The following is a 22,833-nucleotide window of genomic DNA, read 5'->3' as shown; positions in this document are numbered from 1 at the left end:
CTCGAGCCGCTTAAACTGGGCTTGGGTCAGGTCCGATGAGTAAGGCTTGCGTTTCACACCTCAAGCTTGCCACCGGATCGGACCCTTTATAAACACGCTCTAAGGGGAGGTGGCCCGTAGGGCCGGAGGGGTTAAACGGGCATGGCAGCCCCTTCCCCAAACCTTCCGGTGGTTCTATCTAAAAATAGAAAGCTTCAGACCGTCAGGCCCTATCCCTGTCCCCCCTAAAGAAACATCCCGCCCCGTCGCCGCCCCCGCCGCGTTATGGTGGGCTGAACATCAATTCACCCCAGGAGGAATTTTTATGGCAAACATTGAACCCATCCGTGTGGCAGTCACTGGTGCAGCGGGCCAGATCGGCTACAGCCTGCTGTTCCGCATCGCGTCCGGCGACATGCTGGGCAAGGATCAGTCCGTGATCCTGCAACTGCTGGAAGTCACCCCGGCCCTCAAAGCGCTGCAAGGCGTGGTCATGGAACTGCGCGACTGCGCTTTCCCGCTGCTGGCCGACATCGTGACCAGCGACGATCCCAACGTGGCCTTCAAGGACGCCGATTACGCCCTGCTGGTGGGCGCGATGCCGCGCAAGGCGGGCATGGAACGCGGCGACCTGCTGTCGGCCAACGGCGGCATCTTCAAACCGCAGGGCGAGGCGCTGAACAAGGTGGCCAGCCGCGACGTGAAGGTGCTGGTGGTGGGCAACCCCGCCAACACCAACGCCCTGATCGCCCAGCAGAACGCCCCCGATCTGGACCCCGGACAGTTCACGGCGATGGTCCGCCTGGACCACAACCGCGCCGTCTCGCAACTGGCCGAGAAGACCGGCAAGCCCGTGACTGCCATTCAGAACCTGACCATCTGGGGCAACCACTCCAGCACCCAGTACCCGGACCTGAGTCAGGCCACCGTGGACGGCAAGCCCGCCCTGGATCTGGTGGACCGGGACTGGTACGAAACCCAGTACATCCCCACCGTCGCTAAGCGCGGCGCGGCGATCATCGAGGCGCGCGGGGCCAGCAGCGCGGCCAGTGCGGCCAGTGCGGCCATCGACCACATGCACGACTGGGCGCTGGGCACCCCCGAAGGCCAGTGGGTCAGCATGGGCATCCCGTCGGACGGCAGCTACGGCGTGCCCGAAGGACTGATCTACGGCTTTCCCGTCAAGTGCAGCGGCGGCAAATACGAGATCGTGCAGGGTCTGGACGTCTCCGACTTCAGCCGGGGCAAGATGGACGCCACCGCGCAGGAACTGACCGAGGAACGCGACGAGGTCAGGAAGCTCGGCCTCTTCAAGTAAAAGCACAAAGAAAAGAGCGAGGGGCGTGGTTTGCGGACCATGCCCCTCGCTTTTTGTGGTGCCAGCGCTGCTAGGCCAGCGCCGTTCCTGCGGTTCCGCTTCCGGCCCCCACCAGCGCCTCACCGCGCACCTGACCCCGGTGGGCCAGATACCACGCCACGGTGTTGCTCAGCCCCTCTTCCAGACTGATGCGGTGGTGCCAGCCCATCGCGTGAATGCGGCTGACATCGGTGATCTTGCGCGGCGTGCCGTCGGGCTTGCTGGCGTCGAAGGCCAGTTCGCCGGGGTAGCCCACCACGGCCCGGATCTGCTCGGCCACCTCGCGGATGCTCAGGTCCTGCCCGGTGCCCACGTTGATCGGCCCCGGCACGGAGACATGGCGCATCAGGAACAGGCAGGCGTCGGCCAGATCGTCCACATGCAGGAACTCGCGCAGGGGGGTGCCGCTGCCCCAGATGCTGACCGTGGGGGAGTGGGTCTCGCGGGCGTCCACCATCTTGCGGATGAGTGCGGGCAACACATGGCTGCCCATCAGATCGAAGTTGTCCCCTGGGCCGTACAGGTTGGTGGGCATGGCGGAAATAAAGTCCGAGCCGTACTGGGCGCGGTACTGGTCACACAGCTCGATGGCCGCGATCTTGGCCACCGCGTAGGCGCGGTTGGTGTCTTCCAACGGGCCGGTCAGCAGGGCGTCCTCGCGCAGGGGCTGCGCCGCGTCACGCGGGTAGATGCAGGTGGACCCCAGATTCAGCAGCTTGGTCACGCCCGTGACGTGGGCCGCGTGGATCACGTTGGCGGCGATCATCATGTTGTCGTACAGGAACTCGGCGGGGCGGGTGCTGTTGGCGTGGATGCCGCCCACCTTGGCCGCCGCTAAAAAGACGTACTGCGGGCGCTCCTGCTCGAACAGCGCCCGCACCGCCGCCTGATCGCGCAGGTCCAGCTCGCGGCTGCCGCGCGTGATGATGTCGGTGTGGCCCTCGGCTTTCAGGGCGCGGACCAGCGCACCGCCCACCAGACCGCCGTGCCCGGCCACGTAAATGCGGTCACCCAGACGCATCACATTCGCTTGCGTTGCGGCGGGCTGCATCAGAACGCGCCCATGCCCTTGAGGGCCACACTGTGCCCGGCCTCGCGCAGGGTGCGTTCCTGGCGGGCCAGCTCCAGATCGTGGTCCACCATCTCGCGGACCAGTTCCTCAAAGCTGGTCTTGGGGGTCCAGCCCAGCTTCTCGCGGGTCTCGGTGGCGTCGCCCAGCAGGTAATCCACCTCGGCGGGGCGGAAGTAACGCGGATCGATTTCCACGTAATCCTCGGCCCTCAGCCCGGCCAGCGCAAAGGCGCGGTCAGCAAATTCACGCACGCTGTACGCCTCGCCGGTGGCGATGCAGTAGTCGCGCGGGGCGTCCTGCTGAAGCATCATCCACATGGCTTCCACGTAATCGCGGGCGTGGCCCCAGTCGCGCTTGGCTTCCAGGTTGCCCAGGTACAGCTTCCTTTGCAGGCCCATCTTGATCCGGCCCACCGCGCGGGTGATCTTGCGCGTCACGAAGGTCTCGCCGCGCCGGGGGCTTTCGTGGTTAAACAGGATGCCGTTGCAGGCGTACAGGTCATACGCCTCGCGGTGGTTGACGGTCTGCCAGTACGCGTAGACCTTGGCCACTGCGTAGGGGCTGCGCGGGTGAAACGGCGTGTTCAGCCCCTGCGGAGGCGGGGCCGCGCCGAACATCTCGCTGCTGGACGCCTGATAGAAGCGCATGGGGTTGCCGGTGCGCCCGCCCACGTCGCGGATGGCTTCCAGCAGGCGCAATGCGCCCAGCCCGGTCACGTCGGCGGTGTACTCGGCCTGATCGTAACTGACCTTCACATGCGACTGCGCGCCCAGGTTGTAGACCTCCTCGGGCTGCACCTTTTCCAGCAGCGCCCGGATGCCCGAGGCGTCGGCCAGATCGCCGTAATGCAGGAACAGCCGGGCGTCCGGGTCGTGCGGATCGTTGTACAGGTGATCGATGCGCTCGGTATTGAAGGTGCTGGCGCGGCGGATCACACCGTGAACCTCGTAGCCCTTGTCCAGCAGCAGTTCGCTGAGGTAACTGCCGTCCTGCCCGGTGATGCCCGTGATCAATGCTTTCTTCATAAGGTCTTCCTTCGTGCGGCGTCTCGGCCCCGGCCGCTACTCCGGCCACTCTCGACTGCACTCGTGGTGTCTTCCATCCTGCCACTTTCTATAGGTCAGCCACTCTTCCAGAGATATATCAGCCACTGTGCCGGAGATCATCCACCGTTCGGGGGGGCCTTTCTCCAGCCTGTCGTGGCAGCCTGCACGGCGCGGCGTTTCAGAACCGTAAACACGGTCTGTAAGTTCTCTGGCATAGCCTCTTCTCTAGTCTGCTGCTCAGCGTGGAGCCGGATCTTTTCCCCAGCCACACTCCCCAGCCACACACTGCGCAAACTGACCCCAGGCTGACGGCAAATGAGGAAAACTTAACACGACCTGACTGCCGGGGGGTATTTTGAACTGCACAATGGGTGCCCTGGGGAGTAAAACGAAAGTGCCCGCCTGACGCTTCATTTCTTCCCGCGCCTGCTCCTTCTTCCCACGCCCGCTGCTAGGTCGTTTCAGAGCAGCTTCATTTGGTGACCGTTCCCCCTCGCCCGCCCCGCACGGAGTTTAGCTATGCTCACCGTACATCTGCTGGGACACGCGCACGTGACCTACAACAACCGCCCGGTGCCGCTGTCGGCCAAGGCCGTGGCGCTGATCACGTACCTGACCATCGAGAAGTTGCCCCAGCACCGTGAGCGGCTGGCCGATCTGCTGTGGAACACTCCCGAGGCCCGCAAGAACCTGCGCGTCGAGCTGGCGCGGATTCGCTCTGCCGGGCTGAATCTGTTTCCGCTGAGCCGTCAGCTCCTGTACCTGGAAAACGTCGAGACAGACCTGAACGGCTGGCTGGCGGGGCTGGGCAGTGATCTGGATCAGGCGGGGCTGGCCCAGTGGCTGTCTACCCTGCGTGGGGTGCCGCTGAGCGGTCTGGAGGACCTGGGCAGCCCGGCTTTTCAGGAATGGATCGACCACCAGCGCTGGGTGCTGACCGAGCAGACCGAGGAGGTGCTGGCGCGGGCTTACCGCCAGTTCCAGCGCGGCGGCAAGGGCTGGGCCACCCGCGCCATTGCCGCGCGGGCCGAGGCGCTGGGCTTTACCCATCCCGGTGAATTTCTGATGGAGGACGCCGACGCCGGGCTGGCACTGCCGGACATGGCGGCTGGCCTGCCTGCTGCGCGTCCTGCCCCGTTGCCCGCTCCGGCCCTCCCCACCGCCGGGCGGCCTGAGCTGGACAGCCCGGCGGCAGATGGTCCGCTGCACTTCCGCATCCCGGAGCGCGAGGCCGCCCTTTGGGACAGCCTGAAGCGTGCCGCCCACGCCCCGCAGGTGCTGGTTCTCCACGGCCCCACCGGCAGCGGCAAGTCCCACGAGGCCGGGCGCGCCCTGACGGAAGGCGGCTGGCTGACGCTGCGGATCAGCAACAGCCGGGCAGGCCGCCTGATCGTGGCGACGCTGGCCCAGGTCCTGCTGGCGCACCCGTTTTTTCCTGCACCGTCAGTTTCTACACCGTCAGGCAGTGAAGGCGGCGAACAGCCCGCCTCTCCCGACGGCGGGATTTCTGCGGCTGGCCACCCGTCCGCCAGCGTCCAGACCCTGCAAGGCGTGCTGCTGCGCCCCGGCAGCCTGGAAGAGGACGTGGTCAAGGTGGCGACGGTGCTGGCCACGGTGCCGCGTCCGGTGGCGATTGTGCTGGATCACGCCCACAACGGCCCGGTGGAACTGGCCTCGGTGCTGGAATTCCTGTTGAATGTTCCTTCGGCGGGTCCCCGCGCGCTGGTGATGCTCAGCCGCACGCCGCCGTCCCAGGCCCCGCTGTGCCGCGCGCTGCTGCGGCGCTTCGGCGTGGCTCAGTCCTCGGGAGCGCAGTCTGCAATAGCGCAGTCGCTGGTGCTGGAAGTCGCCCCGCTGTCTCTGGGCAGCGTGGTGCAGGCGCTGGGGGCGCACGGCCTGTCCCGTGGCGACGCCGATCTGCACGCGCGGGCCGCTGTCCTGGTGCAGCGGAGCGGGGGCAACGCGCTGCATCTGCTCTCGCTGTTGCAGGACAGCGGACTGGAACAGGGGGACGTGGGCCGTCTGCCCCCCGCAGGCCATCTGCCCAGCGCCATGCGCGACACGTATCTGGGCGAGATCGACGGCTGGCCTGCACCCCTGCGCGACGCCCTGAGCAGCCTGAGCGTGATCCAGGGGGATTTCAGCTTCGGTCTGGTCGGGTCCTTTTCAGACACGGCGCGGCGCGGCCTGACCCCGGCGGCTTTGCTGCGGGACGCCCTGGAACGCCGCGCTCTGGTGGAGAGCGAACCTGCCAGCGCCCTGTCCTGGCCTGCTTTTGGTCCGGTGGGGGACGCCGCGCCCGGCGAGCCGTGTTACCGCTTCCGTGCCGAGGGCCTGCGGATCGCGCTGTCGGGCCAGTTGCCCCAGGCCGAGCGGCAGGAATTGCGGCGTCATCTGGCATCAGAGCTGGAGACCAGCCAGCCGGGTCTGGCGCTGTATTACGCCGAACGCGCTGGGGCCGACGCGGACGCCGAACGCCTGCGCGTGGCCTACCGTTCCCGCCTGCCCGCAGGTAGCCCGCTGCTGCGTCCGCTCCATCTGGCTGCATCCGCCCAGGCCAGGCCGGAGCAGATCAGGGCAGAGCAGATCAGGCCCGCGCAGATGCTGTCGGCCCCGGCCCTGATCGTGCCACCATCCCGCCCGGTCCCTGAACCCCGGCGGCTGCCCATCAATGCCAGTCCCGCCGTGTCCTGGCAGGGGTACCTGCTGTCCTGGGAGCAGGGTGGCTGGCTCAGCATCCTCAGTCAGGGGCGCTACGGCCATCCGCATACCCTGCGGGTCCATCTGCCGGTGCCCGCAAATCTCCGCGACGCCCCAACCCTCACCCTGAGGCTGGTCTGGCGGCTGGACGTCTTTCACGCCGGACACGAACTGGGGCCGCACCAGATGGCCTTTCCACTGCGCTTCTCGGTTCCTGGCGCGGACGGTGCGCGGGTGCTGACGCCCGACGCACCGGGCGACTACACCGAGGAAGGCCAGCGTCAACTGGTGGGTGCGGACGTGACTCTGGGCGGCTGGATGGAGCATGAGCTGCACTTCAACATGGCGGGTCAGGCCACCGAGCGGCTGGACCTGCATGTGCGCGCCCTGGATCTGGCCCTGACCATCGGTGAACTCAGCCTGAACGGGCAGCCCATCTTGCCGCTGACCGCTGCCCCCGAACGCCTGGGCGGCGCGGGCAGTCAGGACTCCTCTCCGCTGCCCCGGTCCCTGGCCGTGCGGCACTGAAAAGCGAGTGTGAACGTCAGGGCTGATCCTGACAACTCATGAGTAGCGGATGCCGCTGCTCGTCTTCCGTCTTCGGTGGCCGCCCTACCACTACGCAGTCTGTCCATAGATTGAACCCGGTGTGGGTTTGACGTGTCGGCTGGGCGCAGAAAAGTGGGGGACATCCATCCTGCTTCCCACCTCTCCTAAAGCATTAGCGCCGCAGTAACGCCGCTCCAACGACACTGCATATACCAGGGTGAACCCCTCGCTCCAGGTCCATTTCAGGGTCTGCCGTGCAGGGGTCATCCGGTACGCCGGGGCGGGATCAACCTGTCTGCTGGCATAACCGTTTCCGGCAGTGTGCTGGATACGGCGAAACGCGGGGCGCGGGGTGGGGCCAACGATGAGAATGGGAATTCCAGTGAATGCCAAAATTTACGTGGCCGGGCATGACAGCCTGATCGGCGCGGTGGTGTGCCGCAAGCTTGAAGAGCTGGGCTATTGGAATATCATCACGCGCAGCGCCGAGGATCTCGATCTGCGCGATCAGGTGGCTGTTCAGTCTTTTTTCGAGCAGGAGCTGCCCGATTACGTGTTCCTGGCGACGCTGGCGGGCGAACACGTCCTCGACGGCCTGCTGCGCCCCGCCGAATCGCTGTACGGCAAGGTCATGGGTGCCTTCAACGTGATTCACGCCTCGTATCTGTACGAGGTCCGCAAGTTGCTGAGTATCATCGACTGCCAGTTCAATCTGGAAGCCCTGCGGTACGAGGCCGACGATTTTGCCATCCAGGCTTATCAGAAAGAGGGCCAGGACAGTGATCACCTGACGCGCTCGATGGTCACGGGCCTGTGCGACCGCTACCGCCGCCAGTACAGTTGCGATTTCATCTCGGTGGTGTTCCACGTAGACGCCGCCCCCAGTGAGGACGCTGCGGCCCCGGCAGATCTGTCTGGCTCGGTTCCAGCGTCTCTGTCGGGGAGCGCGCCGCGGGGGCAACCGTCGGTGGGCCAGATGTCGTTGGGGCAGATGTCGGTCAGTGGCCCGCCCGCCTTGCAGGACAGCGCCGCGATGTGGCAACGCGATCAACTCTATGCCGAGGACCCGGCCCACGCCTGCCTCTTTCTGATGGAGAATTTCTCGGCCACCGGACCGATCACGGTCAGGACTGGGATGCGCGGCGGCAACGTGGCCTGACGTGCTGGCCTGAAGGGGACCCACAAGAAATCACCCTGAGCCGGACTCGCCTGTCCATGCTCAGGGTGATTTCTCAGTTCACCACGTTCTACAAATCCGGCTCGTCGCTGAATTCCGGTTCGGCGATGCTCACGCTGCCCTCGCCCACGCGGCGGCGTTTGCGGAGCATGGCGGGTTCCTGGTCCAGATTGAACACAAAATGGCGCGGGCGGCGTTCGCGCAGCCAGGTTTCCAATGCCACCAGACGCGGGCGAAAGCGGATGAATTCGCGCAGTTGCCTGATCGGCACGAACCGGGCCTCCTGCACGTCGCGGTCCGGGTCGCGCGGCTCCAGCTTGCCGCTGACCTCGCGCCCGGTGTAGAAGAATTGCAGGTGGTGGCCCCAGGTCTGCGCCTTGAACTCCACCATGAAGGCCAGATCGCGCAGTTCCACCACCAGCCCGGTCTCCTCGAAGGTCTCGCGCCGCGCGCCGTCCTGGATCAGTTCGCCGCCCTCCAGGCCGCCCTTGGGTAGGGACCAGCGTCCCCGTTCACGCACCAGCAGAATCTCGTCGCCGCGCAGCACGATGCAGCCCACCGCGATACGCGGCCCCTCCACCACACGCTTATGCCCGCGCTTGCTGGGGGGGGCGGGCACGGGCACCGCCACCGTGTTCGTGACCTGCCCTGGCCCCGGCGTATTGCTGGGCGTGCGCCGCCGCCGCCGCCTGCGCTGTCCACCCGCCGCCGCGCTCTTGCCCCCGCCGTCGCCGGTCATTACACGCCCTCCGGCGCAAGGTCATTGAAGCGGACGTGCGAGCTGTGGAATTGCAGCTTGACCGTGCCCACCGGCCCGTTGCGCTGTTTGCCGATGATGATCTCGGCTATTCCCTGCTGATCGGTCTCTTTGTTGTAGTACTCGTCGCGGTAAATGAACATCACGATGTCCGCGTCCTGCTCAATCGCGCCCGATTCTCTCAAATCGCTCAGCATCGGCCTGTGGTTGGGGCGTTGTTCCACGGCGCGGCTGAGCTGACTGAGAACCATGATCGGCACTTCCATTTCACGCGCCAGACTCTTGAGGCCGCGCGAAATCGTACTGATTTCCTGCTGACGGTTGTCGCTGCCGCCCGTACTCTTGCCGCCGGACATCAGTTGCAGATAGTCCACCACCACCAGTCCCAGTTGCCCGTGCTGCGCGGCCATGCGCCGCAGTTTGGAGCGCAGGCCGTTGAGCGTTAAATCCGGCTCGTCGTCGATGACCATCGGGGCTTCGGCCAGTCGGCCCGCCGCGTGCGCCAGCCGCTCGAAATCGCGTTCGTTGAGCTGCCCGCTGCGGATGCGGTTCATGTCCACGCGGGCCTCCGAACACAGCATCCGCAGAGCCAGTTGCACGCTGGGCATTTCCAGGCTGAACACCGCCACGGTCTTCTCGCCGCGCAGGGCGACGTTCTGGGCAATGGAGAGGGCGAAGGCCGTGTTGTGCAGGCACAGGTCCGCCGCGATGAAATTGGCGTCCCCCGGCACGGTCAGGTCATACACCTGCTTCTCTCCCATATCCTCGATGCTGGCGATATCGTCCCAGTACAGGGCGTCGCTGCCCAGCAATTCCAGGTGCGGATCGTCCAGCACGGCGGCGTAGCGGGCCGCGCGGTGCTGCGGCAGGTTGCGGGAGGTGTGGGCGTTGTAGCCGCCCTCGGTGCGTTCGCCAGCAGCGCGGGCCAGCGCGCTCAGGCTCAGGCCGCGCCCGGCTGCCGCACGCCGCACATGGTTCCACGCCCCAGCGGGGGGATGGCCGACGTTGCTGCGTCCATCGGCATTGACCGGAAGATCACGCCCTGCCTTCTCGCCCAGCCAGCCAATGCGCGTCTGGTAGTCGGCTACGCCTCGCGGTTCGGTGATTTCCACGCGCCAGGAGCGTTCCGTCTTGCGCCACAACTTGGAGACGATGCCGAAGCGGGTCAGCGCATGTTGTGTGTCACGGGCCAGATGCTCACTTGACACTGTGAATTCGATTCGGGCGCGGCCAGCCAGCGGATAGACCGTGCCGTCGCAGCTCATCAGCACCCGCAGGAAGAGGGTCAGCGACTCGCGCGTGAGGGTCCAGACCATAGCAGGGAAGCGTTTGGCGTCCGCGTATTTGCCCCACAGCTCCATCTCGCGCAGCCAATCGGTCAGGGGATTGGCGCGGTCCTTGCGCTCTCCCGCTGCCCAGGCCCGGCTGATGCGGTAGTCAATGCCCGTCCGCGCGTCGGCCACCATTTCCAGTTCGGGAAACTGGGCGGTGAGGCAGGCCCGGAAGTCGGCCACCAGCACCGGATCGGCATTCGTGAAACGGGGGCTGCTCTGCGTCAGGCCGCCTTCAGCGATCAGGTAGGCCAAGAGTCGCACGCGCTCTGGGCTGAGGGTGTCCGACTCCCCGAACACCGGCACGGCGCGCGGCACGGCAATGCGGTCGCCCACGTTAAGGTCATACAGCGGGGTCCAGCCGTCCACGCCCAGGAAGGGATGGTGCGGCGTCGTTTCCACCACGCGGCCTGTGCGGGTGGTCACGCGGCGCACGGCCTTGACGCCGCTGTCGATCCACGCGCCCACTGCTGACTGCCGCACCTGTCCGTCCGGCGACACGCTCAGGACTGCGGGCAACTGCCGCCGCACGAACTCCTCCACAGTCAGGCGTTCGCCGCTGCCCGGCATGTCGATTAACGTATCTGCCGCCACACATTTGCCCATCGAAGGCCGGGCCGCCAGAACATTCAAGCTGCCCTTCTGCAAGCCCGAAATCTGCTCGTCCAGATCTTTAAAGCCGCTGCTCACGCCGTCGGGAATGCCCTTGTTGGCGTGGAGCAGGGTGATGTACTCGAAGGTGTCGTGGACTACCTCGCCCATTGCCTGATACTGCTCACCCTTCTTCTTCTGCTCAGCCACCTCAAAGATCATCTTCTCAGCGCGGTCCAGCAGGTCTTCCAGCGGCAATTGTGCGTCGTAGGCCAGTTGCATGGCCTTACCCGACGCGCTAATCAGTTGGCGCAGCGTGTGCTTTTCCTGCACGATGCGCGCGTAATGCTCGGCGTAGGCGGCGGTGGGTACCTGATCCGACAGGCCGATCAGGTAGGTCAGCCCGCCCACCTCGTCCAGCGTGCCCTTGCTGCGCAGGTCCTCGCTGAGGGTCACCAGATCCACCGGTTCGCCGCGCTCCTGCAAATCGCGCATGGCGGTAAAGATCTTGCGGTGGCCCTCGCGGTAAAACATCTCCGGGGACACCGTGTCGCCCAGGTTGCTCATGGTGTCGTTGTCCAGCAAGACGCTGCCCAGCACGCTGATCTCGGCATCGTTGCTGTGCGGCGGAACGCGCGGCGTGAGTTCCAAAATCGTGTCTCCTTTGCCCGTTCGTGGCGGCTAGCGCAGCCCTGTAAGCACGGGCGCGCGGCACACGCGGGGTCAACTTCGCGGTGTCAATCGGGGGTGGGGACGGATGGGCGGTCCCATTCGCCGGACCGGAGTCCGGCTGAACTGAGAAGCAGCATAGCACCCCCACGGCACCGGGGGAGGGTCCGCCCACTCGCTTCTGACAAATGCGTTTTCAGGCTGAAATTGATGTATGAATGCGCGCCCATACGGCACTTCTGGCTCAGTAGGCTCGCCGTCTGAATGGTTGTCATCACCCCAATTGCGAAAGAATCCTGTAAGAAACCTCTCGCTAATCTGTAGCCAAGCAAGGACGGGAGACACCCGCACCTGCAAGCCATAAGTAGGCGGGCCGGACCCATACATACATCATCCGGCAGGCCGAAGCGCAAAAGGAGAACCACCATGAAGAACAGCACCCACGGCATGAAGAACAACACCCAGGGCTTCACCCTGATCGAACTGCTCATCGTTATCGCCATCATCGGGATTCTGGCTGCGGTTTTGATTCCCAACCTGCTGAACGCCCGTAACGCCGCCAACAACAGCGCCGCACAAAGCACCCTGCGTAACGCAATCACTGCTGCGGAGGCGGCGCGTGCCAACGGTGATGCCGTAGCTGCTAACACTGCATGCACTGCCGCACCTATCAACCTGGCTGCCAACCCCTCTGTTACTACATGTGCAGTTAGCCAGAACAACAACGCTACTGTGGGTTACTCGGTTAGTAGCACTGGCGTGTGGTACTCGTTCAACGGCACTTCCCTGGCTAAGGGTACGGGCACTGCCGCCATGCCCACTCTGCCTGCTCCAGCCGCCCCCTGATCTAAATGCTCAGTAAAATGCCCCGTTACTTAACGGGGCATTTTTACTTTATAAATGAAAGTTATTCAAAGGTGGGTAGCTAATGAAATCTTATGCTTATGAAAAAGCGCAACATGGTTTTACGCTGCTGGAACTTCTAGTGGTTATTTCTATAATTGGAGTTTTAGCCTCTACCCTGCTTCCATATCTCCGATCCGCCAGGGAAAGTGCTAATAACGTAGCGTCGAAGGCGTATCTAAGAAACTGCGTCCTTTCACTCGAAACTTCTAGGGCTGGAGCAACGGGAGAGTTCGACATCAACCCTACGACTTGCGATGACAGTTCATTGGGTGCTGGTCAACTGATTCGACCAGGCAGTGTAGCCTCATCTCAGATAGCTATATCGGGCAATAACCTGACGTACTTGGTTACAGTGACAAGCGCTAGCGGTGCAGTGTTCGAGCATGACGGCTCTGCAATGATTATAGTAAATAGATAACACCCTCTTACACAATTGGAATGGGCTACTTCCGATCAAGAAATGGCCCGTATCTATTTCACGGTCTCACACCACGCCTAGCCGCTTTTTTTCATCATACACCCGCTCCAGCACGGATTATTTCATCAGAGTCTGGTAACTGGTGTCTTTCAATCCAGCTATATGCCGCCGCCCCAGCCCACTGCCCACGCGCAGGCTGGGGCGGTTTGGGTTTCTTGGGGGGTTGGGGGCGGTTCACACTCCCGGAAAAGCTAGAATTGGGGAGTAGGGGAAAATAAGCGGGCGCGCGCCCCATTATGGAAAGTCTGGAGGCGCAAATTCGGCTTCACCTCGACAGGATCGCGAAAGCGTTGCGTCAGGAGTCCCCAGACCACGGATTGATCCGGCACTGGAATAAGGAAATTCAGACCTGGACCGAACGCGCCGAACGGCTCCGCAAGCGCCTTCCCAATCGGAGGTAAAAATGACCATCACCCATCAGGATGAATTTACGACCACCCACCGCGCCAACACCACACTTCTGGATGAACTCGCGGGTGAGGCGCAGGCTTACTTGCAACTGTTGGCCCGTCACCGTGCAGGAGAAGACGTAACGGGTGAACTGTACGGCAGTGTGGTTCATTTGGGAACGCACGCCGGACTGCTGGGCGAGCGACTCATAGACGAGGCAGAACTCGCTGATGCGCTGGAGAACGGGCTGGGCTGAAACGCGGCGGGACGCTTGCTGAAATGCCTCGCGTTACCCTCTCCCCATGACCCAGTCCCACAACCCTCCGTCCCAGCAAATCAGCGCCCTCAAAGAATGGGACGCCCAGTGCCAACTGCTCACCGCAGGCCGTCTGTCGCTCCTCCTTCGCAAGGGCGGCATCATGGAAACGCACGACGGGTTTGAAGTCGAACACCGCCGCTTTCTGCTGTATCCCACCTTTCTACACCAGAACGCCGCTGAGTTGCAGCCCGCCTATCTGTCACTGCTGCGCCCGGACCCCGCCCCCGGCCAGATCGTGCTTCCTGCGCTGGCTGAGGTGGTGGCCGTGCAGAAGGTGGAATCGCTGGCGGCGGCCCTGCGCCTGGAACCCCTGCAAGCGCTAAACGCCGGGGCCATCGAACGGCGGTTCCACTACCGCAATCGTCCCTGGATTCACGCCCTGCTGCTGCGGGTGCGTCCGCTGAGTGTGCCGCTGACATTGACGGAGACGCCGGACCTGCTGGGCTGCGTCAGTTGGGTGCCGCTGGGCGACGTGCAGATGGAAATGGGCGAGGCGCTTGTCGCTGAGGATGAATTGCAGGCGCGGCGAGCAGAACTCGAACATTTGCTGAGGGCATGAAAAAAGGGAGGCGCGTGGCCTCCCCGTTTCCTCTCTTGATTTGCTTACTGGGCGTCCAGATCGTAGTTGTTCAGCACGGTGGTCTGCACGTTGCCATCGGAGCTGACGAGATTCCAGCCCTTTTTGGTTCCGGCGAAGAACTGGTTGTCGTTCTGGGCCAGCGCCAGCCGCTTGCCGTTGTCCTTGCTCAGCACGGTGTCGCCCGCGTCATAGCGGTTGTTGCTGTTGGCGTCGCGGAACACGATCACGCGGTAGGTGCCGTAGGGCACGTTGCTGGGCAGGTCCAGCGCAAAACCGCCGGTCAGGAACTTGTCGATGACCTGACTCTCGGTGCCGTCGGCAGTGTACTTGCCGTCGTTGAAGCCCACCAGCGCCAGCCCCAGATTCTGGTTGGCCGCGAAGCCGCGAATCTGTCCGGTCACGTCCTTCTTGGTGGGGTTGCCCGCCAGGGTGCAGGCGCTGAGGGTGAGGGTGCCGAGGGCGAGGGGAATCAGAAACTTGTTCATGGATGGACCTCCAGTGGGATGGGATACAGAGTTGATCCCCCTACCGTAGCCGGAAGGGGCGGGTGTGGCTACGGCAAAAGCCTTCCCGCTCAGCTCATGGAAGGTTCACGCAGGACGGATTTGCGCCGGAAACCTGACGCGGCCTTGATGCAGGGGGGCATCTGGACTGGGGGCCGCCTCTATAATTCCCGCCATGCAGCGCCCACCGTTTACCGCCCTCGCCGCCGTGTACGACGCGATCATGGCAGACGTGGAGTACGACCACTGGGCCGACTTCGTCCTGACCTACGCCCGCGACGGGGGGCTGGAACTGGCAGACGCCTCTGCCCTGGACCTCGCCTGCGGCACCGGGGGCTTCACGCGCGAGCTGACAGCGGCGGGCCTGCGCGTCACCGGTCTGGACGGCAGCGAGGACATGCTGCGCGAGGCACGAGCGCGGCAGCCGGAGATAGAGTTCGTGGCGGGTGATCTGCGGACCTTTGCCCTGCCAGGGCGCTTTGAGCTGATCACCTGCGTCTTCGACAGCCTGAACAACCTGCTGACCGCTGAAGACCTGACGGCGGCCCTGACGCGGGCGCAGGCGCACCTGAAGCCGGGCGGTCTGCTGGCCTTCGACGTGAACACCCGTCTGGGCGTGCGCGAGTTGTGGGAGGGCGACGCCATCGAGGGGCTGGCCCCGCTGCCCGGCGGCGGCGAGGTGCATTACCACTGGTCCCACCACCACGACGCCGGGGCCGATCTGGGCGTGGTGCAGGCGTTCTGCCGCATCGAGGAAGGCGGCGAGTTGCGCGAGTTTGTGGAGACCCACCGCGAGCGTGGCTATGACCCCGCCGATCTGGAAGGGCCATTGCAGGCCGCAGGATTTGCCCGCTGGGAAATCGTGGAATACCCCGATTACGCCCCGCCCATGCCCGACGTGCCGCGCGTGTGGGTCTTCGCCTGGGCGGGGGCTGAGGAATGAGCGCCCTTCGCGTGCTGGGCGCGGGCGGCTGGGGAACGGCGCTGGCGGTGGGCGCGGCGCGGAATGGCAGAGACGTCACCCTGTGGGCGCGGCGGCCAGAGCTGGTGGCCGAGCTGGAACAGATGCGCGTGAACGCCGACTATCTGCCGGGTGTGACGTTGCCGGACACGATCCACCTCACCTCTGACCTGGAAGAGGCTGTGGGCGGGGCCGACTTCGCCCTGATTGTCGTTCCCAGCGTGGGCGTGCCGCCGTTGCTGGAGCATCTTCCGCGTGGACTCGGCGTGGTGCTGTGTGCCAAGGGGCTGGCCCCGGACGGTGGGCAATTGACCGTTCTGGCCCGCCAGATGGGTTTTGCGCGCGTTGCCGTTCTGAGCGGTCCTAACCTCGCCTCGGAAATCGGGCGTGGGTTGCCTGCCGCCACGGTGGTGGCCAGCGCGGACGCTGAACTGGCGCTGGCGGTGCAATCGGCGCTGGTGTCCCCGGCCCTGCGCGTGTACACCAGCAGCGACGAGGTGGGCGTGGAACTGGGCGGCGTCCTGAAAAACGTGATGGCCCTGGCCGCCGGTCTGGTGGACGGCCTGGAACTGGGGGACAACGCCAGGGCCGCCCTGATCACCCGTGGCCTGCGCGAGATGCGCCGCTATCTGCTGGCCCTGGGCGCGCAGGAGGACACCGTGTACGGCCTGAGCGGGCTGGGCGATCTGTTCGCCACCGCCACCAGCCCCCTCAGTCGCAACCGCGCGGCGGGAGAGGCGATGGCGCGCGGCCACAGTCCATCGCAAGGTGGACAGGTGGTAGAAGGGCTGCGGACGGCGGGCCTGCTGGACGCCTGGGCCACGGCGCACGGCCACGATCTGCCCATCGTGCGGGCGGTGGCGCGGGTGGCTTCGGGTTCGTGGACTCTGGATGTCGGGATCGCCGGCCTGATGGAACGGGACGCCAAGGCGGAGGAACAGAGCTGAGGCAGTCTGGACTTCTCTCTGGGTCTGCTGAACGGCGGCAACGTGGATAAGGTGCCGTTTCGGCGTCTGTCACGGCTGTTTTACCTGACCCTGCAAAAGATGAGAAACGCCGCATCTTGTACAACATTCGGCAGACAGGTACAAGCCCTTGTACGCGCCAGAGGGCAGTGGTACAGTCAGGGCCTAGCCGGACACCGCGTACTCACCTGAGTCCTTAGCTCCCCACAAACTCGCCGCCCCACGGGGAGGGGAGGGCGTCTGCTGCCGTTTCTTTCTCACCCGTCCCCATTCCAAGGAGTTCCACCATGACCATCCTCGATGCCCAGCCGCTGACCACCTTCGACGACAACGCCCAGCACATCGCCAAACGGCAGTATTTGCAGCTCAGCGACGGCGATATCGGCGGCATGTTCCGGCGGATCGCGAACTGGGTGGCGGGTGCGGAGGCCCCAGAGGCGCGGCTGGCCTGGGCGCAGAAGTATTACGACCTGATGGCGGGCAAGAAATTCTGCCCCGGCGGACGTGTGCTGGCAGGGGCGGGAACGCAGCACGGCAACGTCCTAAACTGCTTCGTGCAGGGCGCGACGGAACACGAACCCGCCTCCTTTGAGGGCGTGATGGAAGTGGCCAAGAAACTGGCGCTAGTGACCAAGGTGGGCGGCGGCAACGGCGTGAATCTGGACGTCTACCGCCCCCGCGCCGAGGGCAGCCGTCCCGATGCGGGCGTGCGCGGCTGGGTCTACATGGCCGCCAGCCACCCCGACGTGACTGACTTCACCCTGGGCCTGATGCGCCCGCCCACCCAGCCGGACGGCGACAAGCAGCCGGTGGCGGTTCGCAACTGGACGCGCGTGGTCTACGGTCAGGCGATTGCGCCGGAACTGGTGGCGCTGGCCCGCGCCAACGGCGTGCAGATCGTGCGCGCGTTGCCCGAGGGCGTGCAGAGCGTCCCGGACGACATGGGCGGCATCGTGGACGCGGCCCGCAAGGTGGCCGAGGACGCCAAGCTGAATCTGGAACCCCGCCTGGACCTCTCCGAGATGCGCGCTGAGGGTGCGCCGATCAAGGGTTCGGGGGGCACCAGCAGCGGCCCGGTGTCGTTCCTGATGGAGATCTTCGACAACTTTCTGGAGTGGGCCAACCGGGGTGCGGAGGATGCGGGGCCGATCAACACGCTGCGCTTCGTGTACGCGCCCGTGTTGCGGGTGGTGCGCCAGGGCGGGACGCGGCGCGGTGCTGGCATGGCGACCATCTCCATCGCGCACGCGGACGTGCTGGATTTCCTGACCGCCAAGGATCTGGACCGCGAGGCATCCGAGGGGGATATCAGCACCTTCAACATCTCCATCCTGATCACGGAGAAGTTCTGGGACACGTTGCAGGCGGGCGGCGTGTGGCCCATGACCGCGCAGGAAGTGCCGGGCAAGTATTACCTTGCGCCGCAGGAGGGTACGTTCGACGGCCAGTTCCCCGAATTGCCAGACCGCGATGCAGACGGAGCGCGCGGCGTGCCTCTTTACTCAGTCGGCAAAGGGCTGGGTTCTAAAAAGGGCGCGGGTGCCCAGAGCGGCATTCCCGCCGCGTGGCTGTGGGACCAGATCGCGCAGCACGCCTGGAGTACCGGCGAACCCGGCCTGATCTTCAATGACCGCGTGAACGAATTCAGTGCCCTCAAGAACCTGGGCGAGCGCTACGAGATTCGCAGCACCAATCCATGTGTGACGTCAGATACCTGGGTCAGCACAGCGATGGGAGCGCGGCAGGTGCAAGACCTGATCGGCAAGGATTTCTGCGCCACCGTGAACGGACAGACCTTCAATGCACAGGGCGGGTTCTGGCTCACGGGCGTGAAACCCGTGCTGAAGGTCACCACACGCCGGGGCTACGAGCTGCGTCTGACGGGCAACCATCAACTTCTGAAAGTTGTGAAGCAGACGCGCGACGTGCAGCAGACCCAGTGGGCAGAAACGGAGACGCTGGCCGCAGGAGACCGCATCATGCTCAACGATCACCGGGAAGTAAGGCCCTGGGCGGGCGCAGGCAACCGCACCGAGGGCTGGCTGCTGGGGAGTCTGATCGGAGACGGGACGTTCGTGACCGATAAGGCCCGTCCGATGGCTGCCCTGGGATTCTGGGGCGAGGAGCGCCACGCCTTGGCCGATGCCGCGCAGGGGCAACTGGCAAGGCTGGGCGCAGTGAAGAAGTTATGGCGCACCGACGATGCCGAACGCGGACGCATCCGTCTGAACAGTGAGGCCCTGGCCGAACTGGCCGCCAGATACGGCGTCATTTACGGGCGCAAGACCCTGACAGCGCAAATTGAGCAGGGTGGCTACGAATTCTACCGTGGCGTGCTGCAAGGGTTGTTCGACGCTGACGGCAGCGTGCAGGGCAACCACAGTAAGGGCGTGAGTGTGCGCCTCGCGCAGTCTGATCTTGGCCTCCTGAAACGCGCCCAGCGCATGCTTTCGCGCCTGGGAATCATGGGCAGCCTCTATGCTGAGCGCCGCCCTGTGGGAATGCGCCTGCTGCCAGATGGCCACGGGGGTGCGGCTGAATTCGCCGTCAAGGCGCAGCATGAACTGGTCATCAGCGGCAGCAATCTTCAGATATTTGCCAAGCAGATCAGCTTCCGCGACAGCCGCAAGGCCGCCTTGCTGGAGGAGAAGTTGGTCGGATACGCCCGTGAGTTGAACCGCGAACGTTTCAGCGATGAGATCGTGAGCATCCAGGCCGATGGCGAGGAAGCTGTCTATGACGTGACCGTGGAAAGCGTCCATGCCTTCGATGCAAATTGTATTCTGGCTCATAATTGTGGCGAGATCCCCCTCACCATCGGGGAACCCTGCGATCTGGGGGCGATCAACCTCGCCGCCTATGTTCACAACAGCAGCTTCGACTACGCCACTTTCCGCGCCGATGTCCGTACCTGCGTGCGCTTCCTGGATGACGTACTGGATGTGAACGTCTTTGCGCTGGAGGACAACCGGGTGGCCAGTCAGGACCTGCGCCGCCTGGGCCTGGGCGTGATGGGTCTGGCCGACGCCCTGATCAAGCTGGGGCTGCGCTACGACAACGAGGCGGGCCGCGAGACGATCATGGAAATCATGTCGGCGCTGCGCGAGGAGGCCATTGCCGAGAGCGAACGCCTGGGAGCCGAGCGCGGCGTCTACCCGGTCTACACCCGCAACGCGGACAAGATGCCGCACGCGCCCCGACGCAACGTGGCCGTGCTGACCGTCGCACCAACCGGCACCACTTCCATGCTGATGGGCGTGTCCAGCGGCATTGAACCCGTGTTCTCGCCCTTTATCTGGCGCAAGATCGGCAGCGAGTACCGGGCGCTGCTGGCCCCCCTCTTCGTGGAGCTGCTGGAAACCTACCCCGCCCCCGATGGCGTCGCTGTTTTGAATGAACACGGGGATGGTGGCTGGGACTGGGACAAGGTGACCGAGGCCGTCAGCGAGAACCACGGCAGCGTGGTGGGCCTGCCCTTTATCCCCGACGCGCTCCAGCAGGTCTTCGTGTGCGCCCACGACATTGCGCCGCAGGATCATGTGCGGATGCAGGGCACCGTGCAGCGGGCCTTTGACGCCGACGGCTTTGCGGGCAACAGCCTGTCCAAGACCATCAATCTGCCCAACAACGCCACCGTGCAAGACGTACAGGACGCCTACAGCGAGGCATATAGGACGGGCTGCAAAGGCATCACGGTCTACCGCGACGGCTCGCGCCAGTTTCAGGTGCTGAGTACCAGCAAGGAAAAGAAGGCCGAGGACGCCCCCGCGCAGGCCGCCGCCGAAGTCATGGGGGAAGATGTTGATGGTGCAAGGGTGAAGGTTGATGGACAACAGACCAAAACCGCCGCTCCGTCTACTATCAACCATCAACCATCAGCGGCGAAGCCGCAATACGAGCGGCCCGCCCGCCTCTCCGGCATCACCGACATGGTCAAGCTGACCGATCCCACCAGCGGGCATCGGCGTTCGTTTCTGGTCACGGTCAACCACCTGAACGGCAAGCCGGTGGAGGTCATGGTCATCAGCGGGCGCGCGGGCGACGAGGCCAACGCCGACAGCGAGGCGCTGGGGCGCGTGGTGTCCATTGCGTTGCAGCACGGCGTTCCGGCCCAGGCGCTGATCAAGACCCTGCGCGGCATCAACGGCGGGCTGTACGGCAGTTACAACGGGCGGTTGGTGGGCAGCAAGGCGGACCTGATCGCCGTGGCGCTGGAAACCTTTCAGAAGGACATGGCCGCCGGGCAAATTGCCGTGCAGGAAGCGGCGGGTCTGCCACCCCTGGCCGGAGGCAGCGGCGTCAGCGTGGAGAGTATGGACGCCATGACCCGCGAACGCTGCCCCGTCTGCGAGGAACGGGCCGTGATTCGGGAAGAGGGTTGCTTGAAGTGCCAGGCGTGCGGGTATAGCAAATGTGGGTGAATTAGGATTAAATATATGGCGATATATGTGCTTTTAGGGCATGCTTTATGTAAAAGTCGCCATATTCTTTTATCTTGTAGTCTTCAATTAGCCTCTTTTTGTTAGCTGAACTTAGACTCCCTGAAAGATAAGTAATAATAAGAGATACCTTTACGAGAGAAATCTTCTGCTCTTTAAGTATCGGTTTATCCAAATCACTTACCCCTGTGGAATCTTTCATTCGATCTAAAGTATGAATAATCCGCATCCCCTCTTTTCTTCCTGAATTTGCAATCACATATCGAATTTTTCTCTGTGTTGAGCTTTCTAAAATTGGATAGCACGCTGCGACTTGGCGGGCTAGCCATTCAGATTCAGGCCATAAGTTTGAGAAAGCATCGATATACAAGGAGATTTCCTCTGATGTAGCATACTTCATCATGAATTTTAAGCCGTTTGAAAGTCGATGGAGATCCGCGTCTGTCCTATATGGGAGAGTGTTGAAGTATCTTATAAGCTTGTTTACGTACTTATTTCTTTTCTTTATCTCCCATCTCACTATTAGATCAACTGCTTCTGAAAATGAAGCATCATCTAAGCACGCATCACTTAGTATGTATGTAAATACATTCCTCATTCTCCTGTTTGAGAAGCCAAGTTTCAGATAATATCTAAATATAGTTGATCTTAGTGAAGGTTCAAGTAATAGCAGCTCAACCTTCAACAAATCACTATGACCTACACCAATTTTTGCAAAGAAATTTATATAACGTGCAACTACTTTATTCCAAGCGCCACACTTATCTCCAAATAGCAATTCGTCTAACTCTCTGCTGAGTCTAGCTAAGATTGTGTTCTTGATAAAATTACCATATATTTTATAGCTGTCTATATGATTTTTCATTTCATTCGCCTTGCGATTTTCGTTTATACAAAAACTTTCCATCGCTTCTTCGGGCGATAAAATTTTAGTTTTCCCCGTGTTCAGCCTCAGACCCATTGAGTTTAAGAGTATTTCTAAATCCTTTAGTATTTTTCTGGCTTCAGCTTTGTTATTTGAAGCAAAATCTATGTCATCCATCCACCTAACAAAATCTCCATCTGTTTTGCCTAATAGGTAATCATCAATATCAAAAAGCATAAAATTGGCAAGTAATCGTATAGCAGGTAGATTAACTTGTGGTAAACCTTGCGATATCGACTTGCCGTATTCAGGTTTCCATAAAAACCTCTCCAGCATATCAAATATTAGTTCTACGATTGAACTTTGTATTTTAGTTTTACTTTGCAGTCTTTCTTTCAGAACAGATAAATTTATGGTATCGTAATAGCTTGCTACATCTGTTGCTACAGTATATTTTCTTTTACCACTAAAACCTTGTATTTCCTCTTGATAAAGCGCCCACAGCTTACTCCAGTGCATATATGGATCACCAGGAAGATCGTTGATCGTTTTAGGCGTATTACCTCTGACATAGTATGACTTCTTTGTTGGTGCGATTGAAAGTATAAAATCTTCAGCATATTTATTAATGGCACTAAATATTATTGAGTCTTCTGGGAACAGAATGACTATACGCCTAGTAACACCATCCTTCTTCTCTGCCCTAAATTCATCGTTTCTAAGAGACTCGTAATCGCCTGCTCCGATTCTAAAACTGATTGAGGCGGATATTTCTGTTAGATTGCTCGATACGTCATGGTATTCAAATATGTCCGTTACTGGAATTTCTTTTAATATTTTGCGTGCATCCTTCCACGCAGCCTTGACTGACATCTTGCAGTTTAGAGAATGAGAGCAGGGGATGCGTGCTGGAAGGCATCAAGCGCGTCTAGCTCCAATTGAAGCGCACGACGATGCACGTCGGGGACGAACGAGAACCTCACGGTTCTCGCCAGGTCGCCCCAGTCCGGCCATATGCCCGGCAGGCGAAGAGGGAGGTCAAGGTCCTGGAGATGACAGAGCAGGAAGGCCAAGCCGGAGAGGCACCACCAGCGCAGGACACCCTGCTTGCTGTGCTGGGCAAAGCGTTCAAGTCCGAAGCGGCCCTTAACCGTTTTGAAAAAGGCTTCGATTCGCCAGCGGCGTTTCCCTACTCGTGC

General features: G+C 62.4%; 17 protein-coding genes. 10 read left to right on the top strand and 7 right to left on the bottom strand.

What is annotated here, in order from left to right; translation table 11 throughout:
* Positions 1–304 precede the first annotated feature (304 nt).
* Positions 305–1,297, top strand: coding sequence for a malate dehydrogenase (locus BOO71_RS00275; protein WP_075829998.1), 993 nt, complete (start codon positions 305–307; stop codon positions 1,295–1,297).
* Positions 1,298–1,367: 70 nt separating this feature from the next.
* Here the strand turns inward: BOO71_RS00275 and BOO71_RS00270 are convergent, their stop codons facing one another.
* Together BOO71_RS00270 and gmd are read right to left on the bottom strand one after the other, a co-directional pair.
* Positions 1,368–2,387, bottom strand: coding sequence for a GDP-L-fucose synthase family protein (locus BOO71_RS00270; protein ID WP_254842970.1), 1,020 nt, complete (start codon positions 2,385–2,387; stop codon positions 1,368–1,370).
* The gene (gmd, locus tag BOO71_RS00265; RefSeq protein ID WP_075829996.1) at positions 2,387–3,433 is read right to left on the bottom strand and encodes a GDP-mannose 4,6-dehydratase; all 1,047 of its coding nucleotides are present in this window, start codon (positions 3,431–3,433) and stop codon (positions 2,387–2,389) included. Before gmd ends, BOO71_RS00270 begins: the two co-directional genes overlap by 1 nt.
* A 540-nt stretch (positions 3,434–3,973) precedes the next feature.
* Here gmd and BOO71_RS00260 point away from each other — a divergent pair.
* Together BOO71_RS00260 and BOO71_RS00255 are read left to right on the top strand one after the other, a co-directional pair.
* Positions 3,974–6,682, top strand: a complete 2,709-nt coding sequence (locus BOO71_RS00260; protein ID WP_075829995.1) for a hypothetical protein — start codon at positions 3,974–3,976, stop codon at positions 6,680–6,682.
* 403 nt (positions 6,683–7,085) lie between these two features.
* Positions 7,086–7,862 carry an NAD-dependent epimerase/dehydratase family protein gene (locus tag BOO71_RS00255; RefSeq protein ID WP_175607315.1) on the top strand — a complete coding sequence of 259 codons (777 nt, stop codon included), beginning with the start codon at positions 7,086–7,088 and terminating at the stop codon, positions 7,860–7,862.
* Between the two features lie 88 nt (positions 7,863–7,950).
* On the opposite strand, the gene BOO71_RS00250 is transcribed toward BOO71_RS00255, so the two are convergent.
* Positions 7,951–8,619 (bottom strand): NUDIX domain-containing protein, encoded by a 669-nt coding sequence (locus BOO71_RS00250; protein WP_075829993.1) that lies wholly within the window; start codon positions 8,617–8,619, stop codon positions 7,951–7,953.
* Entirely contained in the window at positions 8,619–11,210 is a 2,592-nt protein-coding gene (gene dnaB, locus BOO71_RS00245) for a replicative DNA helicase (protein ID WP_075829992.1), read from the bottom strand. The genes BOO71_RS00250 and dnaB overlap by 1 nt, the downstream gene beginning before the upstream one ends.
* 465 nt (positions 11,211–11,675) lie before the next feature.
* On the opposite strand from dnaB, the gene BOO71_RS00240 reads away from it, so the two are divergent.
* The 4 genes from BOO71_RS00240 to BOO71_RS00225 all read left to right on the top strand — a co-directional run bounded on the left by BOO71_RS00240 (position 11,676) and on the right by BOO71_RS00225 (position 13,880).
* Entirely contained in the window at positions 11,676–12,074 is a 399-nt protein-coding gene (locus tag BOO71_RS00240) for a type II secretion system protein (RefSeq protein ID WP_075829999.1), read from the top strand.
* Positions 12,075–12,156: 82 nt separating this feature from the next.
* Positions 12,157–12,552 (top strand): prepilin-type N-terminal cleavage/methylation domain-containing protein, encoded by a 396-nt coding sequence (locus BOO71_RS28990; RefSeq protein ID WP_075829991.1) that lies wholly within the window; start codon positions 12,157–12,159, stop codon positions 12,550–12,552.
* Positions 12,553–13,015: 463 nt separating this feature from the next.
* A complete protein-coding gene (locus BOO71_RS00230) occupies positions 13,016–13,258 on the top strand; it encodes a hypothetical protein (protein WP_075829990.1) in 243 nt (80 codons plus the stop codon).
* Between the two features lie 46 nt (positions 13,259–13,304).
* Positions 13,305–13,880, top strand: coding sequence for a DUF1802 family protein (locus BOO71_RS00225; protein ID WP_075829989.1), 576 nt, complete (start codon positions 13,305–13,307; stop codon positions 13,878–13,880).
* 44 nt (positions 13,881–13,924) lie between these two features.
* Here BOO71_RS00225 and BOO71_RS00220 read toward each other — a convergent pair whose 3' ends face one another.
* On the bottom strand, positions 13,925–14,386 hold the full coding sequence (locus BOO71_RS00220; RefSeq protein WP_075829988.1) for a hypothetical protein: 462 nt from the start codon (positions 14,384–14,386) through the stop codon (positions 13,925–13,927).
* Positions 14,387–14,579: 193 nt separating this feature from the next.
* Here BOO71_RS00220 and BOO71_RS00215 point away from each other — a divergent pair, with 193 nt between their 5' ends.
* The 3 genes from BOO71_RS00215 (at position 14,580) to BOO71_RS00205 (ending at position 20,751) form a co-directional block, all read left to right on the top strand.
* On the top strand, positions 14,580–15,347 hold the full coding sequence (locus tag BOO71_RS00215) for a class I SAM-dependent DNA methyltransferase (RefSeq protein WP_075829987.1): 768 nt from the start codon (positions 14,580–14,582) through the stop codon (positions 15,345–15,347).
* Entirely contained in the window at positions 15,344–16,312 is a 969-nt protein-coding gene (locus BOO71_RS00210; RefSeq protein ID WP_075829986.1) for an NAD(P)H-dependent glycerol-3-phosphate dehydrogenase, read from the top strand. The genes BOO71_RS00215 and BOO71_RS00210 overlap by 4 nt, the downstream gene beginning before the upstream one ends.
* A 305-nt stretch (positions 16,313–16,617) precedes the next feature.
* Positions 16,618–20,751 (top strand): LAGLIDADG family homing endonuclease, encoded by a 4,134-nt coding sequence (locus BOO71_RS00205; protein ID WP_075829985.1) that lies wholly within the window; start codon positions 16,618–16,620, stop codon positions 20,749–20,751.
* A 7-nt stretch (positions 20,752–20,758) separates the two neighbouring features.
* Here BOO71_RS00205 and BOO71_RS00200 read toward each other — a convergent pair whose 3' ends face one another.
* Together BOO71_RS00200 and BOO71_RS28575 are read right to left on the bottom strand one after the other, a co-directional pair.
* Positions 20,759–22,507, bottom strand: a complete 1,749-nt coding sequence (locus BOO71_RS00200) for an RNA-directed DNA polymerase (protein ID WP_083652800.1) — start codon at positions 22,505–22,507, stop codon at positions 20,759–20,761.
* 8 nt (positions 22,508–22,515) lie between these two features.
* Positions 22,516–22,833 (bottom strand): transposase (locus tag BOO71_RS28575; protein ID WP_075829983.1); only part of this gene is annotated, 318 nt, incomplete at its 5' end.

The sequence above is a fragment of the Deinococcus marmoris genome (genome assembly GCF_001949125.1).
Classification (GTDB): domain Bacteria; phylum Deinococcota; class Deinococci; order Deinococcales; family Deinococcaceae; genus Deinococcus; species Deinococcus marmoris_A.
Note: the sequence above shows the minus strand (reverse complement) of the source record. Positions and strands in the feature narration are given on the sequence as shown.